Origin of the sequence: Pseudomonas sp. BJP69, assembly GCF_007633355.1 — a bacterium.
In the GTDB taxonomy this organism is placed as follows: domain Bacteria; phylum Pseudomonadota; class Gammaproteobacteria; order Pseudomonadales; family Pseudomonadaceae; genus Aquipseudomonas; species Aquipseudomonas juntendi.
In genome coordinates, this window is record NZ_CP041933.1 from 1,251,811 (window position 1) to 1,266,134 (window position 14,324).

General features: G+C 64.8%; 13 protein-coding genes and 1 riboswitch. Of the genes, 11 read left to right on the forward strand and 2 right to left on the reverse strand.

Annotation, left to right across the window (positions count from 1 at the left end; genetic code table 11):
* Nucleotides 1–51: 51 nt before the first annotated feature.
* From FPB55_RS05855 to FPB55_RS05875, 5 genes are all read left to right on the forward strand, one after another.
* Nucleotides 52–1,113, forward strand: a complete 1,062-nt coding sequence (locus FPB55_RS05855; RefSeq protein WP_054890577.1) for a DUF2066 domain-containing protein — start codon at nucleotides 52–54, stop codon at nucleotides 1,111–1,113.
* A gap of 12 nt (nucleotides 1,114–1,125) precedes the next feature.
* Nucleotides 1,126–2,199: an AI-2E family transporter gene (locus tag FPB55_RS05860; protein ID WP_115293512.1), complete on the forward strand. Its 1,074-nt coding sequence runs from the start codon at nucleotides 1,126–1,128 to the stop codon at nucleotides 2,197–2,199.
* Between the two features lie 187 nt (nucleotides 2,200–2,386).
* A complete protein-coding gene (gene hda, locus FPB55_RS05865; protein ID WP_009683956.1) occupies nucleotides 2,387–3,094 on the forward strand; it encodes a DnaA regulatory inactivator Hda in 708 nt (235 codons plus the stop codon).
* A gap of 127 nt (nucleotides 3,095–3,221) precedes the next feature.
* Nucleotides 3,222–3,860, forward strand: a complete 639-nt coding sequence (locus FPB55_RS05870; protein ID WP_009683957.1) for an NlpC/P60 family protein — start codon at nucleotides 3,222–3,224, stop codon at nucleotides 3,858–3,860.
* A gap of 142 nt (nucleotides 3,861–4,002) precedes the next feature.
* Entirely contained in the window at nucleotides 4,003–4,539 is a 537-nt protein-coding gene (locus FPB55_RS05875; RefSeq protein WP_033690602.1) for a C40 family peptidase, read from the forward strand.
* 16 nt (nucleotides 4,540–4,555) lie between these two features.
* Here the strand turns inward: FPB55_RS05875 and FPB55_RS05880 are convergent, their stop codons facing one another.
* Together FPB55_RS05880 and FPB55_RS05895 are read right to left on the reverse strand one after the other, a co-directional pair.
* Complete coding sequence (locus tag FPB55_RS05880) at nucleotides 4,556–5,875, reverse strand: sorbosone dehydrogenase family protein (protein WP_144187707.1); 1,320 nt, start codon at nucleotides 5,873–5,875, stop codon at nucleotides 4,556–4,558.
* Nucleotides 5,876–7,360: 1,485 nt separating this feature from the next.
* On the reverse strand, nucleotides 7,361–7,939 hold the full coding sequence (locus tag FPB55_RS05895) for a hypothetical protein (RefSeq protein ID WP_029887556.1): 579 nt from the start codon (nucleotides 7,937–7,939) through the stop codon (nucleotides 7,361–7,363).
* 155 nt (nucleotides 7,940–8,094) lie between these two features.
* Nucleotides 8,095–8,312: riboswitch (cobalamin riboswitch) on the forward strand.
* 120 nt (nucleotides 8,313–8,432) lie between these two features.
* On the opposite strand from FPB55_RS05895, the gene cobO reads away from it, so the two are divergent.
* The 6 genes from cobO to FPB55_RS05925 are packed head-to-tail and all read left to right on the forward strand — an operon-like array spanning nucleotide 8,433 to nucleotide 14,324.
* Nucleotides 8,433–9,044, forward strand: a complete 612-nt coding sequence (gene cobO, locus FPB55_RS05900; RefSeq protein WP_125855567.1) for a cob(I)yrinic acid a,c-diamide adenosyltransferase — start codon at nucleotides 8,433–8,435, stop codon at nucleotides 9,042–9,044.
* Nucleotides 9,041–10,336, forward strand: a complete 1,296-nt coding sequence (locus FPB55_RS05905) for a cobyrinate a,c-diamide synthase (protein ID WP_144187713.1) — start codon at nucleotides 9,041–9,043, stop codon at nucleotides 10,334–10,336. Before cobO ends, FPB55_RS05905 begins: the two co-directional genes overlap by 4 nt.
* Nucleotides 10,333–10,983 carry a 5,6-dimethylbenzimidazole synthase gene (gene bluB, locus FPB55_RS05910; RefSeq protein ID WP_009686195.1) on the forward strand — a complete coding sequence of 217 codons (651 nt, stop codon included), beginning with the start codon at nucleotides 10,333–10,335 and terminating at the stop codon, nucleotides 10,981–10,983. The genes FPB55_RS05905 and bluB overlap by 4 nt, the downstream gene beginning before the upstream one ends.
* Nucleotides 10,980–11,888: an adenosylcobinamide-phosphate synthase CbiB gene (cbiB, locus tag FPB55_RS05915; RefSeq protein WP_144187715.1), complete on the forward strand. Its 909-nt coding sequence runs from the start codon at nucleotides 10,980–10,982 to the stop codon at nucleotides 11,886–11,888. Before bluB ends, cbiB begins: the two co-directional genes overlap by 4 nt.
* Nucleotides 11,881–12,873 (forward strand): threonine-phosphate decarboxylase CobD, encoded by a 993-nt coding sequence (gene cobD, locus FPB55_RS05920; protein WP_144187717.1) that lies wholly within the window; start codon nucleotides 11,881–11,883, stop codon nucleotides 12,871–12,873. Before cbiB ends, cobD begins: the two co-directional genes overlap by 8 nt.
* Nucleotides 12,870–14,324, forward strand: coding sequence for a cobyric acid synthase (locus FPB55_RS05925; RefSeq protein WP_144187719.1), 1,455 nt, complete (start codon nucleotides 12,870–12,872; stop codon nucleotides 14,322–14,324). The genes cobD and FPB55_RS05925 overlap by 4 nt, the downstream gene beginning before the upstream one ends.

Genomic DNA, 14,324 nt, shown 5'->3' on the forward strand with positions numbered 1-14,324 from the left:
AGCTTGTAGCGTGAAGCTCACGGCTTGAAGCACGACTGGACGGAATCCTCGATGCGCTTGATCTCTATTCTGGCAGCCGGTTGCCTGGCCCTTGTGTCGGCCGCCGCCATGGCTGAAAACGTCTCCGACCTTTACCAGGTGCACGAACCGCTTGCGGGGCAGGGCGCCGAAGCGCGTACAGCCGCTACCGGCAAGGCCCTCGAAACCCTCATCCTGCGCCTGACCGGTGACCCCAAGGCGGTGCAAAGCCCAGGGTTGGCGGGCCTGCGCAAAGACCCGCAGCAAATCATCAACCAGGTCGGCACCGAGGCGGGCCCGCCGGAATCGGTTGTGGTCGAGTTCGACCCGGGCAGTACCGAGCGCGCACTGCGCAAGGCCGGCCTGGCCTTGTGGGGGAGCAACCGGCCGTCGATCCTCAGCTGGTGGCTCAATGACAGTGTCGAAGGCAGCAGCCTGGTCGGTGATGGCCAGCCCAGTGCCCAGCCACTGCGGCGTGCCGCCCAGCACCGCGGTTTGCCGCTGCGCCTGCCGCTGGCCGACCTGCAGGAGCAATTGGTAGCCAATGCCAAGCAACTCGAAGGCAGCGACCCGGCGCCGCTGCGCGAGGCCGCCGAGCGTTACGGCGCCGACGCCATGCTGGCGGTGCATGCCCAGGAAGCCGATGGCAAGTGGCAAGGTAAATGGCAGCTGTGGCTGGGTGACCAGCGCGAGCAGGGCACCGCCGAGGGCGCCGACCAGGCCGCACTGGCTGATGCCGTGATGCTGGCGGTGGGCAACCGCCTTGCACCGCGTTATGTCACCCGGCCGGGGGCCAGCAGCCAGTTGCAGGTGCAGGTGCAGGGGATGAACCTGCAGCGCTACGCCGAGTTGGCTCGGGTGCTGGAACCCTATGGCCCACGCTTGCAGTTGGCTGACGGCACCACCCTGACCTACGGCGTGACCGGCAACCGTGAACAATTGCGTGCCCAGCTGGGCCTGGCCAAGTTGCAGGAGCTGCCGGTGGAACAAACCGCCGCAGTACCGGCCACGCCGGTGCCTACGGGTGGCCAGGCCCCGGCTACCGAGCCTCAACCTACACCCCCGCCGTTCGACGGCCTGCGTTTCCGTTGGTAAGGAGTACTGACATTGACTGACCTGCGTCGCTGGATCTGGCTGGGCGCCATACTGCTGGTTGTCGTGCTGCTCTATAGCTTGCACAACATTCTCACGCCCTTTCTGATCGGTATTCTGCTGGCCTACCTGGCCGACCCGCTGGTTGATTGGCTGGAGCGCCGCGGGCTGTCGCGGACATGGGGTGTGGTGATGGTGTTCGCGCTGTTCACCTTGCTGTTCATGGCGTTGTTGCTGGTGCTGGTGCCGATGCTGGCCAAGCAGCTGGTGCGCTTGTACGAGCTGGCGCCGCAGATGCTTGACTGGTTGCAGCACGTGGCCTTGCCGTGGGTGCAGCAGCGGCTTGGCCTGGCCGATGGTTTCTGGAAGTTCGACAAGATCAAGTCGGCTATCAGCGAGCACATGGGCCAGACCACCGACATTGTCGGGGTGGTGTTGTCACAGGCGACCGCTTCGAGCCTGGCGCTGATCGCCTGGCTGGCCAACATGGTGATGATTCCGGTCGTGGGCTTCTACCTGCTGCGGGACTGGGACCTGATGATGGCCAAACTGCGCAGCCTGTTGCCCCGCCAACAGGAACCCCAGATAGTCGGCCTGGCTGGCGAGTGCCATGAAGTACTGGGGGCCTTCGTTCGCGGGCAGCTGCTGGTGATGGTGGCGTTGGGCATCATCTATTCGGTGGGGCTGATGCTGGTGGGCCTGGAACTGGGCCTGCTGATCGGCATGCTCGCCGGCCTGGCGGCCATCGTGCCGTACATGGGTTTCATCATCGGCATCGGCGCGGCGCTGGTGGCCGGGCTGTTCCAGTTTGGCGGCGACCTGTACCCGATGCTGGGCATTGTCGCGGTGTTCGTCATCGGGCAGGCACTGGAAGGCATGGTGCTGACTCCGTTGCTGGTGGGTGACCGCATCGGCTTGCACCCGGTGGCGGTGATCTTCGCCATCCTCGCGGGGGGCGAGCTGTTCGGTTTTACCGGGGTATTGCTGGCGTTGCCGGTGGCGGCGGTGATCATGGTGCTCCTGCGGCATGTGCATGATCTTTATAAAGAGTCGGACATGTATGCCGGGGAGGTCGACCCAGAGCTGTAACCCCGGCCACCGCGTCGCGGCTTCATGAGGGGCGCTCCTGTCGCGGCGCAGTGTCGGGGGTTGCAGCGCAACCTGTTGATTTTGCTTGCGCTATCGATTGCCGCGATTGTGCGCCCCGCGTTGCGGGTATAGACTTTGCAGATTGTTCACCTAAGGCCCCCTGCGGTCTCATCGACTGCCCGCGAGCATGAAACCACCGATCCAGTTGCCCCTGGGTGTGCGCCTGCGCGATGACGCCACCTTCATCAACTACTATCCGGGCGCCAATGCTGCGGCATTGGGCTACGTCGAGCGGTTGTGCGAAGCCGACGCCGGCTGGACCGAAAGCCTTATCTACCTGTGGGGCAAGCAGGGTGTTGGCCGCAGCCACCTGCTGCAGGCCGCCACGCACCGTTTCCAGCAGCGCGGTGAGCCCGCGGTCTACCTGCCACTGGCGCAACTGCTCGAGCGTGGCGTAGGGCTGCTCGACTACCTGGCGCAGTATGAACTGGTCTGCATAGACGATCTGCATGTGATCGCCGGCAAGCCAGACTGGGAAGAGGCCATGTTCCACCTGTTCAACCGCCTGCGTGACAGCGGCCGACGCCTGTTGCTGGCCGCTTCGGCATCACCGCGCGAACTGCCGGTGAAATTGCCTGACCTGAAGTCGCGGCTGACCCTGGCCCTGGTGTTCCAGATGCGTGGCCTGTCCGATGAAGACAAGCTGCGTGCGCTACAACTGCGTGCCTCGCGCCGCGGCCTGCACCTCACCGACGAAGTCGGGCATTTCATCCTTACCCGCGGTGCCCGCAGCATGAGTGCGCTGTTCGACTTGCTCGAGCGCCTCGACCAGGCATCGCTGCAGGCCCAACGCAAGCTCACCATCCCTTTCCTCAAGGAAACCCTCGGCTGGTAACCCCCTGAAATCCTTGGGCCAGAGCAGCAAAACGAAAAAGTCACATCTTTTTCGATAAAATTTGCAAATGGCCATGATAGAGGGCATAGTTTCCCCCTTCTAAAGGATTACAGACACGGTCGTGCCCATGCTGAAGCGCTTTGCACCCCTCGTGCCACTCGCACTCGTGACCCTGCTTTTTGGCTGCGCGGCCCAAGGCCCGGTTTCCCAGCCCCAGGATCACACCCCTGTCGCCGCTCAGGCGGCAGTTAAAACCCAAGCCTCGCCTTCGTCGGTATTCGGCGAACCGGAAGAGCTGGCTACCGAAGATGACCTGGCGTCGTTCTCCAGCAGCAAGCCTTACCAGCTGCCGGTTCTGGCCGACAGCATCCTGGAACGCGGCATGTCGTTGATCGGCACTCGTTATCGCTTCGGCGGTACCTCGGAAAAGTCCGGCTTCGACTGCAGTGGCTTCATCGGCTACCTGTTCCGCGAAGAGGCGGGCATGACCCTGCCGCGCTCCACGCGTGAAATGATCAACGTCGATGCCCCGAAAGTGGCGCGCAACAAACTCAAGCCAGGTGACCTGCTGTTCTTCAGCACCAATGGCCGCGGTCGCGTCAGCCATGCCGGCATCTACCTGGGTGACAACCAGTTCATCCACTCCAGCAGCCGCCGCAGCGGTGGCGTGCGCATCGACAGCCTCGGTGACCGCTACTGGAGCAAGACCTTCATTGAAGCCAAGCGCGCCTTGGCCATGGCGCCGACCAACATCGCGCGCAACTGATGGCAAAATGCTGTACCCTGCCACGGCGGCGGTGCTTTTGAAAAAAAAGCTCGCCGCCGTGCGCATTTACAGAAAGCGTCTAATCTAATTTCTCAACTCTTTTCAGCTGCGGCGCAGCGGTCTCAGACAGGAAGTTATGGCCATGGCAACGATGGCGCGCTTCGCATTCCTCTCCTTGGCAACCTTGCTGGCTGCCTGTTCCAGCCGTGCCCCAGCGCCGGCCCCTGTGATAAAGCCCCAGGTCACCTCCTATAGCCAGGCCAGCCCTTCGCCGGTTGCCGATGACGTGTTGATTCGCGCCATTGGTCTGGTGGGCACGCCCTACCGCTGGGGTGGCAATACGCCGGATTCCGGCTTCGATTGCAGCGGCCTGATCAAGTACGTTTACCGGGATGCCGCCGGCATCAGCCTGCCGCGCTCGACGCGGGAGATGATCGTCATGCGGGCGCCCACCGTAAACCTCAACGCGTTGCAGTCCGGTGACCTGGTGTTCTTCGCTACCAGTGGCGGCTCGCAAGTCAGCCATGCAGGTATCTACGTAGGTGATGGGCGCTTTGTGCATGCCCCTTCCACGGGTGGCACCGTGCGCTTGGACTACCTGTCCAACAGCTACTGGGCCAAAGCCTACCTGCAGGCCAAGCGGGTGATTCCACAAGGGCACCTGGCGCAGAACCCCTGATAGCAGGGGATCGGGGCTACGGCGCAGTGGCGGCTGCCTTGCTCACCCGCCAGACCACGTTGCCCACATCGTCTGCCACCAGCACCGCTCCGCGTCCATCGTTGATGACACCGACCGGGCGCCCCTTGGCCTGGCCCTGTTCATCCAGGAAGCCGCTCAGCAGGTCCACCGGGCTGCCTGCAGGTTTGCCTGCGCGGTCGAACGGCACGAAAATGACCTTGTAGCCACTGTGAGGCTTGCGGTTCCAAGAGCCATGTTGCCCGACGAACGCGCCGCGCTGGAATGGCGCAGGCAGCGCACCCGGTTCGGCGAACGCCAGCCCCAGCGAGGCGGTGTGCGGCCCCACGGCATAATCGGGGACCAGCGCCTGGGCTACCTTTTGCGGCGCGGGCGGTTGCACACGGCTGTCCACATGCTGGCCGTAGTAACTGTAGGGCCAGCCATAAAAGCCGCCGTCCTTCACGGAGGTGATGTAATCGGGCACCAGGTCGCTGCCGATTTCGTCGCGTTCATTGACGGCAGTCCACAGGCTGCCGGTGTTCGGCTCCCAGGCCAGGCCGTTGGGGTTGCGCAGTCCGGTGGCGAACAACCGGTGCTGGCCGTTGGCCGGGTTCACTTCCCAGATCGCTGCCCGCCCTTGTTCCTTGTCCATTCCGTTCTCGGCGACATTGCTGTTTGAACCGACTGTCACGTAAAGGTGTTTGCCATCAGGGCTGGCGATCACGTTCTTGGTCCAGTGGTGGTTCAGCGGGCCGCCGGGTAGCGCGGTTACCACCTGGCCTTTGTCGGTGATGTGGGTTGCGCCGCTTTGGTAATGAAAACGCAGCAGCTTGTCGGTGTCGGCGACGTAGAGGTCATCGCCTATCAAGGCCATGCCGAACGGTGAGTTCAGCCCCTCGATGAACGGCACCTGGGTTTCTGCCGAACCATCGTGATCGGCATCGCGCAGTAAGGTGATGCGGTTGGCGCTGGGTACGCCAGCCCCTGCACGCGCCATGACCTTTTTCATGGCCCAGCCGCGCAGGCCCTTGGCGTCATCCGGCTTGGGTGGGGCATTGGTCTCGGCCACGAGAACGTCGCCGTTTGGCAGCAGGTACAGCCAGCGGGGGTGGTCGAGGCCGCTGGCGAATGCGTTCACCTGAAGGCCGGGGGCTGCCGTGGGTTTTGCATGTTCCCGCCAGCCTACTGCTGGGGCGATGTTCACGGTGGGCAGGGGCGTGCGTACGGGGGCGGGTAGCTGGGGCGAAGGGCCGGTGCCGTCGTTTACACTCAGCAGGGCGGTGTCGCCGCAGGCGGTCAGGCTGGTGGCCAGCAGCCATGGCATGAGGTGTTTCATGGGCGGCGTTCTCCGCTGCGGGCTCATGAGGGTGAGAGGTCGGCCGGGCTTGCAGGGTTCCCGATGGTTTATCGCGGCCTCTGCTACGCGGACGAATACCTATGCGGTGTAAACGCCCACATTTTTGCAGGCTTGAGATCTTGAGCGCTGGTTTTGGTAGCGTGAAAACTCCAGCTGCGGTAGAGACGCATAGTCACCTTTTCGCCCTTACGGCGAGTCACTTTTTGTCAGACGCGACAAAAAGTAACCAAAAAACGCTGCGCTCCCGTCATCCGGCCCCTGCGCTGCGCTCCGGGGTTCCCTCGCTACGGTCATGCTCCCGGGAGTACGCGCTGCAGGCCCCATCCTTGGGGCCTCAGCGCTTGACGGGCATCCATGCCCGTCACCTCCCTCCGCATGCCCTCCGCTCGGCCTCCTGAAGTCGCGAAGATCAAGATCAAGATCAAGATCAACAGCCAGATCAAAAGCTGTGCGGGGTTTGGTTGCGTGATGCGAAACCCACTAAAGCGCTGCTGTTGCTTCTGCTTTTTGCTTTTGCTTCTAAGCGCGCGGTAGCACAGGCGACGCAGATTGCGACTTCAGGAGGCCGAGCGAAGGGCATGCGGAGGGAGGTGACGGGCATGGATGCCCGTCAAGCGCTGAGGCCCCAGGGACGGGGCCTGCAGCGCGTACTCCCGGGAGCATGCCCGTAGCGAGGGGACCCCGGAGCGAAGCGTAGGGGCCGGATGACGGGAGCGGGCGGCTTTGGTTACTTTGGCCAAGACCAAAGTAACCCGCCGTAAGGGCGGAAAAGTGACTCGGCGCCGCCGCCGCGAACGAATACCTATGCGGTGTAAACGCCCACACCTTTGCAGAGCTTGGAATCTTGAGCGCTGGTTTTGAGAGCGCGATAACTCCAGCTGCGATAGCGACACAAAGTCACCTTTTCGCCCTTACGGCGAGTCACTTTTTGTCAAACGCGACAAAAAGTAACCAAAAAACGCTGCGCTCCCGTCATCCGGCCCCTGCGCTGCGCTCCGGGGTTCCCTCGCTACGGGCATGCTCCCGGGAGTACGCGCTGCAGGCCCCGTCCCTGGGGCCTCAGCGCTTGACGGGCATCCATGCCCGTCACCTCCCTCCGCATGCCCTCCGCTCGGCCTCCTGAAGTCGCGAAGATCAAGATCAAGATCAAGATCAAGATCAACAGCCAGATCAAAAGCTGGGCGGGGTTTGGTTGCGTGGTGCGAAACCCACGAAAGCGCAGTTGTTGCTTCTGCTTTTTGCTTTTGCTTCTTAGCGCGCGGTAGTTCAGGCGCTGCAGATTGCGACTTCAGGAGCATGCCCGTAGCGAGGGAACCCCGGAGCGCAGCGTAGGGGCCGGATGACGGGAGCGGGCGGCTTTGGTTACTTTGGCCAAGACCAAAGTAACCCGCCGTAAGGGCGGAAAGGTGACTCGGCGCCGCCTACGCGAACGAATACCTATGCGGTTTCAACGCCCACGTTGTTTCAAGCCTGCTTCAGCAACAACGCCACCCCCGGAAAGTACTGCCCCAGCTCGTTATGCAACTTGCGGTACGCATACGGGAAGTACCAGGCCACCGCGCACGCGCTGTGTTTCTGCAAGTCGTCGACCATGTCCTGCAACTCTTCAGGGCTGGCGTGCTGGCCAGCTTTCCATGGGCTGATGAACAAAGCCCCCGCCTTCAACTGGCTGGGGTAGGCCACCTGCCGGGCGCGCACGGCGGTTTCCTGCAATGCAGCTGCCATGTCCAGCTTCGCCAGCCTTGGCCACCGCTGACCCACGCTCAGGTACAGCACTTGGTCAGCACTGCTGATCGACAGATCGCAGCGCCCCTCATGGTCGCCTTCATCGCGCTGCTTCTTGCCGGCAAACTGCTGTAATGCCGCCAGCTCAGCCTCCCACGCCGCGGCTGCCAGCACCCCGGCATTGGCAGCCGCGCCGTGCCAGTAAGGTGCCTCGCCATCGCCGTAAAACTGGTTGCAGCGGTCAATGCAGTCGACCCAGCGTTCCAGCACCGGGCCAAGGAATTCCAGGTTCGGGTTGTTGATGAGATGGCCTCGCATGCTGCACTCTCCTTTTGTCATTGTGGTGGCGTACAGTCGAGCGTGATGGCTATGTGCTATCAGTGTGGCACAGCCTGGAGAATTGGCCAGCGTCGCCGCTTTGCAAGTACGCACTCCCTGCCCACTCCGATTGACGCTCCCGGTACAACCCTCTAACCTTCGCGCGTGTTTCAGGTGCCCTGCCAGCCCGACTGGGCAGGGTGAAACTGGGAAGCCGGTGGGCGCCAGCATGGCGCGAGTCCGGCGCTGCCCCCGCAACGGTAGGTGAGTCGCGGCCGCGCAGGGCCACTGGGTGTTTACCCGGGAAGGCGCGCAGGCCAGGGCCAAGGCCCCCTCACAAGCCCGGAGACCGGCCTGATATCTGCCAACGGCATCACGGAGGGTGATGCGCGGTGCACCGTGGCCCCTTGCCATGGCCCCTGCGCGTTCTCCGTCTGCCTGCCTACTCTTTATTGCCGCGCGTTGCCGTGGTGACAGCCAGCGGAGAACCCTGATGAGCGAACCCACCGAACGCGACGAACGCCACTTGGCGCGCATGCAGCGCAAGAAGGCAGTCATCGACGAACGTATCGCCAACTCCCCCAACGAATGCGGCCTGCTGCTGGTGCTGACTGGCAATGGCAAAGGCAAGAGCAGCTCGGCCTTCGGCATGCTTGCGCGGGCCCTGGGCCATGGCATGCAGTGTGGTGTGGTGCAGTTCATCAAAGGCCGCAACAGCACCGGTGAAGAGCTGTTCTTCCGCCGCTTCCCCGAGCAGGTGCGCTACCACGTGATGGGCGAAGGCTTCACCTGGGAAACCCAGGACCGCCAGCGCGACATCGTCGCCGCCGAAGCCGCCTGGGCGGTGTCCCGTCAGCTGCTGCAGGACCCCAGCGTGCAGTTCGTGGTGCTGGACGAGCTGAACATCGCCCTCAAGCACGGCTACCTCGACCTTGACCAGGTCCTGTCCGACATCCAGGCCCGGCCGCCGATGCAGCATGTGATCGTCACTGGCCGCGGGGCCAAGCCTGAAATGGTCGAGCTGGCCGACACCGTGACCGAGATGGGCATGCTCAAGCATGCCTTCCAGGCCGGCATCCGCGCACAGAAAGGCGTAGAGCTGTGAGCCAGGCGCGCCACTGCCCAGCCGTGCTGATCGCGGCTCCCGCCTCCGGCCAGGGCAAGACCACCGTCACCGCCGCACTGGCCCGCCTGCACCGTAACCGCGGGCGCAAGGTGCGGGTGTTCAAGTGCGGGCCGGACTTTCTTGACCCCATGATTCTGGAACGGGCCAGTGGCGCGCCGGTGTACCAGCTGGACCTGTGGATGATCGGCGCGGAGGAAAGCCGCCGGCTGTTGTGGGAAGCGGCAGGGGAGGCCGACCTGATCCTGATCGAAGGGGTGATGGGGTTGTTCGATGGCACCCCCTCCAGTGCCGACCTGGCACGCCATTTCGGAGTGCCGGTGCTGGCCGTGATCGACGGCACGGCCATGGCCCAGACCTTCGGCGCGCTGGCCCTGGGCCTGGCGCGCTACCAGGCCGACCTGCCGTTTGCCGGGGTGCTGGCCAACCGGGTCGGCAGCCTGCGCCACGCACAGCTGCTGGAAGGCAGCCTGACCGAAGGCTTGCGCTGGTATGGCGGGTTGTCCCGCGAGCGTGGCATCGAATTGCCCAGCCGGCACCTGGGTCTGGTCCAGGCCAGCGAACTGAACGATCTCGATGCCCGCCTGGACGCCGCCGCCGAAGCGTTGGCGGCCAGTTGCGATGCGGCGCTGCCGCCACTGGTGCGCTTTGCCGAGCCGGCAGTACACGCCTGCGCAGCCTCGCTGGCCGGTGTGCGTATCGGCGTGGCACGCGACGAGGCTTTTGCCTTCACCTACGGTGCCAACCTCGACCTGCTGCGCAGCCTGGGTGCCCAACTGGCCTTCTTCTCGCCGCTGCACGACCGCGAACTGCCGGCGGTAGACAGCCTGTACCTGCCAGGTGGCTACCCCGAATTGCACCATCACGGGCTGGCGGCGAACGCGCCGATGTGCGCAGCGATCCGCGCCCACCATGCCCAGGGCAAGCCGCTGCTGGCCGAATGTGGCGGCATGCTGTACCTGCTCGAGGCGTTGACCGACGTGGCCGGTGAGCGCGCCGAACTGCTCGGCCTGCTGCCGGGTGAGGCGACCATGCAGAAGCGCTTGGCGGCCCTGGCCTTGCAGGCAGTGGAGTTGCCGGAAGGCACCTTGCGCGGGCACACCTACCACCATTCCCTGACCACGACCGGGCTGGACCCGATTGCCCGCGGCCTGAGCCCCAACGGCGGCCGCGGCAATGAAGCGGTGTACCGGATCGGGCGGCTGACCGCCTCCTATGTGCATTTCTATTTCCCGTCCAACCCGCCTGCGGCGGCGGCACTGTTACGGCCATGAGCGAACACGCCTTCAGCGCCGCCGAACGCGCTGCCATCTACCGAGCCATTGGCGAGCGCCGCGATATGCGTCATTTCGCGGGTGGGGAAGTGGCGCCGGCTGTGCTGGCTCGCCTGCTGGCCGCTGCTCACCAGGCGCCGAGCGTCGGGCTCATGCAGCCCTGGCGTTTCATTCGTATCACCCGGCGTGAACTGCGCGGGCAGATCCAGGCCTTGGTCGAGGCGGAGCGGCTGCGTACTGCCCAGGCCCTGGGCGAGCGCTCCGACGATTTCATGAAACTGAAGGTGGAAGGCATCAACGACTGTGCCGAGGTGCTGGTGGCGGCCTTGATGGACAACCGCGAGCCGCACATCTTCGGTCGCCGTACCCTCCCTGAAATGGACCTGGCGTCGCTGGCCTGTGCCATTCAGAACCTGTGGCTGGCAGCACGTGGCGAAGGCCTGGGCATGGGCTGGGTGTCGCTGTTCGACCCGCAGGCCCTGGCGGACCTGCTGGGTATGCCGGCGGGGGCCAAACCGGTGGCAGTGCTGTGCCTGGGGCCGGTTACGGCGTTCTACCCGGCGCCCATGCTGGTCCAGGAAAACTGGGCTCAGCAGCGGCCCTTGAGTGAAATGCTGTTCGAAAACCAATGGGGAGAGTGCCAATGAGCGTGGCTATGCTGACCGTGGCTGGCGTGGCCCTGGATGCGTTGCTGGGCGAGCCGCAGCGCCGCCACCCACTGGTGGCTTTCGGCAACATGGCCAATCACCTGGAGCGGCGCCTGAATGCCGGTGGCCGCGGTTGGCGCAGCCACGGTGTCAGCGCCTGGTTTCTGGCGGTGGTGCCGCTGACCCTGGTGGCGCTGGTGCTGTCCTGGCTGCCCTGCATTGGCTGGCTGGTCGATGTGCTGGCGTTGTACTGCGCTGTGGGGCTGCGCAGCCTGGGCGAACATGTGCTGCCAGTGGCTCAGGCGTTGCGCCAGGGCGACCTGGACGAAGCGCGGCGCCGGGTAGGTTTTCTGGTCAGCCGTGAAACCCGCGAGCTGGACGCGCCTGCGGTAGCGCGGGCAGCCACCGAGTCGGTGCTGGAAAATGGCAGCGACGCTGTATTCGCTGCGCTGTTCTGGTTCGTGGTGGCCGGTGCGCCGGGCGTGGTGTTGTACCGCCTGAGCAATACCCTCGATGCCATGTGGGGTTACCGCAATGCGCGTTTCGAGCGCTTTGGCTGGTGCGCAGCGCGCATCGACGACGTGCTCAACTATATTCCCGCCAGGCTGGTGGCGCTGACTTATGCGCTGCTCGGCAAAACCCGTGTGGCCGTGGCCTGCTGGCGCAAGCAGGGCCCCTTGTGGGACAGCCCCAACGCCGGCCCGGTCATGGCGGCCGGTGCAGGTGCGCTAGGTGTCGAACTCGGCGGCCCGGCGGTGTACCACGGCGAGCTGCACGAGCGGCCACGCCTGGGCGAGGGGCCGGCGGCCGATGCCGACGCCATCGAGCGTGGCTGGAACCTGGTGCAGCGCGGCGTATGGCTGTGGTTGCTGGTGATTTGCCTGGGGGCCTACCTGGATGCTTGAACACGGCGGTCGCCTGCTGCGTGCAGTGCACCAATACGGGATTGCCCGTGAGCACTGGCTGGACCTGTCCAGCGGCATTGCGCCGTGGGCGTTTCCCATTCCGCCCATTCCCGTTGAAGCCTGGGCCCGCTTGCCGGAAACCGAGGACGGCCTGGAAGCGGCCGCGCGCCGCTATTACGGCGCCAGCCAGGTATTGCCAGTCGCTGGCTCGCAGGCCGCGATCCAGGCCTTACCGCTGCTGCGTGCCAGCGGACGGGTCGGGGTGCTGGGCCCATGCTATGCCGAGCACCCCCATGCCTGGCAAAGGGCGGGGCACCAGTTGCTCGAGCTGGACGAAACACAGGTCGAGGCCGCACTCGACGGCCTCGACGTGCTGGTGCTGGTCAACCCCAACAACCCCACAGGGCGCCGCGTGCCCCGTGAGCAACTGCTGGCCTGGCACGCCCGGCTGGCTGCGCGCGGTGCCTGGCTGCTGGTGGATGAAGCCTTCATGGACAATACCCCCGCAGACAGCGTGGTGGATTGCAGCGCACGCCCTGGTCTGATCGTATTGCGCTCGTTCGGTAAGTTCTTCGGCCTGGCCGGCGTGCGCCTCGGTTTCGTGGCGGCCGAGCACAGCCTGCTGTTGCGCCTGGCCGAGTTGCTTGGCCCGTGGACCGTCAACGGCCCGACCCGGGTGTTGGCCCAAGTCAGCCTGGCTGACCAGGCCGCGCAGCGCGCCCAAACCGAACGCTGTGCCGCCGCCAGCAAGCGACTGGCGGCAATGCTGCACAGCGCAGGCCTGACGCCCACCGGCGGCTGTGACCTGTTCCAGTATGTACGCAGCCCAGGCGCAGCCCACCTGCACGACTTTCTCGCCCGTCGCGGCATTCTGGTGCGGCTGTTCGAGCAGCCTGCCGCTGTACGCCTGGGGCTGCCCGCCAGCCTGGCAGATGAGCAACGCCTGGCCCAGGCCCTGGCGGCCTACCAAAAGGAAATGGTATGACCACCCTCATGGTGCAAGGCACCACCTCCGACGCCGGCAAAAGCACGCTGGTAACTGCATTGTGCCGCTGGCTGTTGCGCCAGGGTGTGGGTGTGGTGCCGTTCAAACCGCAGAACATGGCGCTGAACAGTGCCGTAACCGCCGATGGCGGTGAAATTGGCCGCGCCCAGGCGGTGCAGGCCCAGGCGTGCCGGCTGGCGCCGCACACCGACATGAACCCGGTATTGCTCAAGCCCAACAGTGATACCGGCGCCCAGGTGATCATCCATGGGCGTGCCGTCACCAGCATGAACGCGGTGGCCTACCACGACTACAAAGCTGTCGCCATGCAGGCAGTGCTGGCCTCGCACCAGCGCCTGAGCGCTGCCTGGCCGGTGGTCATGGTCGAGGGCGCGGGGTCGCCGGCAGAAATCAACCTGCGCGCGGGCGACATCGCCAACATGGGCTTTGCCGAAGCGGTCGACTGCCCGGTGATCCTGGTGGCGGACATCAACCGTGGTGGCGTGTTCGCCCACCTGGTGGGCACGCTGGAACTGCTGTCGCCCAGTGAGCAGGCGCGGGTGCAGGGCTTTGTGATCAACCGCTTCCGTGGCGACATCGCGCTGCTGCAACCAGGGTTGGACTGGCTGGAGGCACGCACCGGCAAGCCGGTGCTGGGCGTGTTGCCCTACGTCACCGACCTGCACCTTGAAGCCGAAGATGGCATCGACATGCGCCAGGGCCGCAAGCAGGACCGCGTGCTCAAGGTGATCGTGCCGGTGCTGCCGCGTATCAGCAACCACACCGACTTCGACCCTTTGCGCCTGCATCCGCAGGTAGACCTGCAATTTATCGGCCCTGGCCAGGCGATTCCGGCTGCCGACCTGATCATCCTGCCTGGCTCGAAAAGCGTCCGCGGCGATCTGGCACAGCTGCGCGAGCGCGGTTGGGACAAGGCGATCGAACGCCACCTGCGCTATGGCGGCAAACTGATCGGAATTTGTGGCGGCCTGCAGATGCTCGGCCATGAAGTGCATGACCCGCTGGGGCTTGAAGGGGCTGCCGGTTCAAGCCGCGGGTTGGGCCTGTTCGACTACGCCACCGTGCTCGAAGCCCATAAGCAGTTGCGTAATGTCACCGGCACGCTGAACCTCGAGGCTGCAGCGGTGAGCGGTTATGAGATCCATGCGGGCGTCACCCGCGGCCCGGCCCTGGCGCAGCCTGCCGTGCAGTTGGCCGATGGCCGCAGCGACGGCGCCATCAGCGACGACGGGCAGGTGCTGGCCACGTACCTGCATGGCCTGTTCGAAGGCAGCCATTCATGTGCCGCCCTGCTGCGCTGGGCGGGCCTGGACGATGTGCAGGTCATTGATTACGAAGCCCTGCGTGAGCGTGACATCGAGCGCCTGGCCGACCTGGTGGACGCGCACCTGAACACCACTTTGTTGCGCCAACTGTGCGGGGTGGCCTGA

What these genes read in the sequence shown, in the direction of transcription:
- cbiB (WP_144187715.1), top strand. Translation starts at nt 10,980, where the DNA reads ATGAGCGTGGCTATGCTGACCGTGGCTGGCGTGGCCCTGGATGCGTTG.
- FPB55_RS05855 (WP_054890577.1), top strand. Translation starts at nt 52, where the DNA reads ATGCGCTTGATCTCTATTCTGGCAGCCGGTTGCCTGGCCCTTGTGTCG.
- FPB55_RS05925 (WP_144187719.1), top strand. Translation starts at nt 12,870, where the DNA reads ATGACCACCCTCATGGTGCAAGGCACCACCTCCGACGCCGGCAAAAGC.
- cobO (WP_125855567.1), top strand. Translation starts at nt 8,433, where the DNA reads ATGAGCGAACCCACCGAACGCGACGAACGCCACTTGGCGCGCATGCAG.
- FPB55_RS05875 (WP_033690602.1), top strand. Translation starts at nt 4,003, where the DNA reads ATGGCAACGATGGCGCGCTTCGCATTCCTCTCCTTGGCAACCTTGCTG.
- hda (WP_009683956.1), top strand. Translation starts at nt 2,387, where the DNA reads ATGAAACCACCGATCCAGTTGCCCCTGGGTGTGCGCCTGCGCGATGAC.
- bluB (WP_009686195.1), top strand. Translation starts at nt 10,333, where the DNA reads ATGAGCGAACACGCCTTCAGCGCCGCCGAACGCGCTGCCATCTACCGA.
- FPB55_RS05870 (WP_009683957.1), top strand. Translation starts at nt 3,222, where the DNA reads ATGCTGAAGCGCTTTGCACCCCTCGTGCCACTCGCACTCGTGACCCTG.
- FPB55_RS05880 (WP_144187707.1), bottom strand. Translation starts at nt 5,875, where the DNA reads ATGAAACACCTCATGCCATGGCTGCTGGCCACCAGCCTGACCGCCTGC.
- FPB55_RS05895 (WP_029887556.1), bottom strand. Translation starts at nt 7,939, where the DNA reads ATGCGAGGCCATCTCATCAACAACCCGAACCTGGAATTCCTTGGCCCG.
- cobD (WP_144187717.1), top strand. Translation starts at nt 11,881, where the DNA reads ATGCTTGAACACGGCGGTCGCCTGCTGCGTGCAGTGCACCAATACGGG.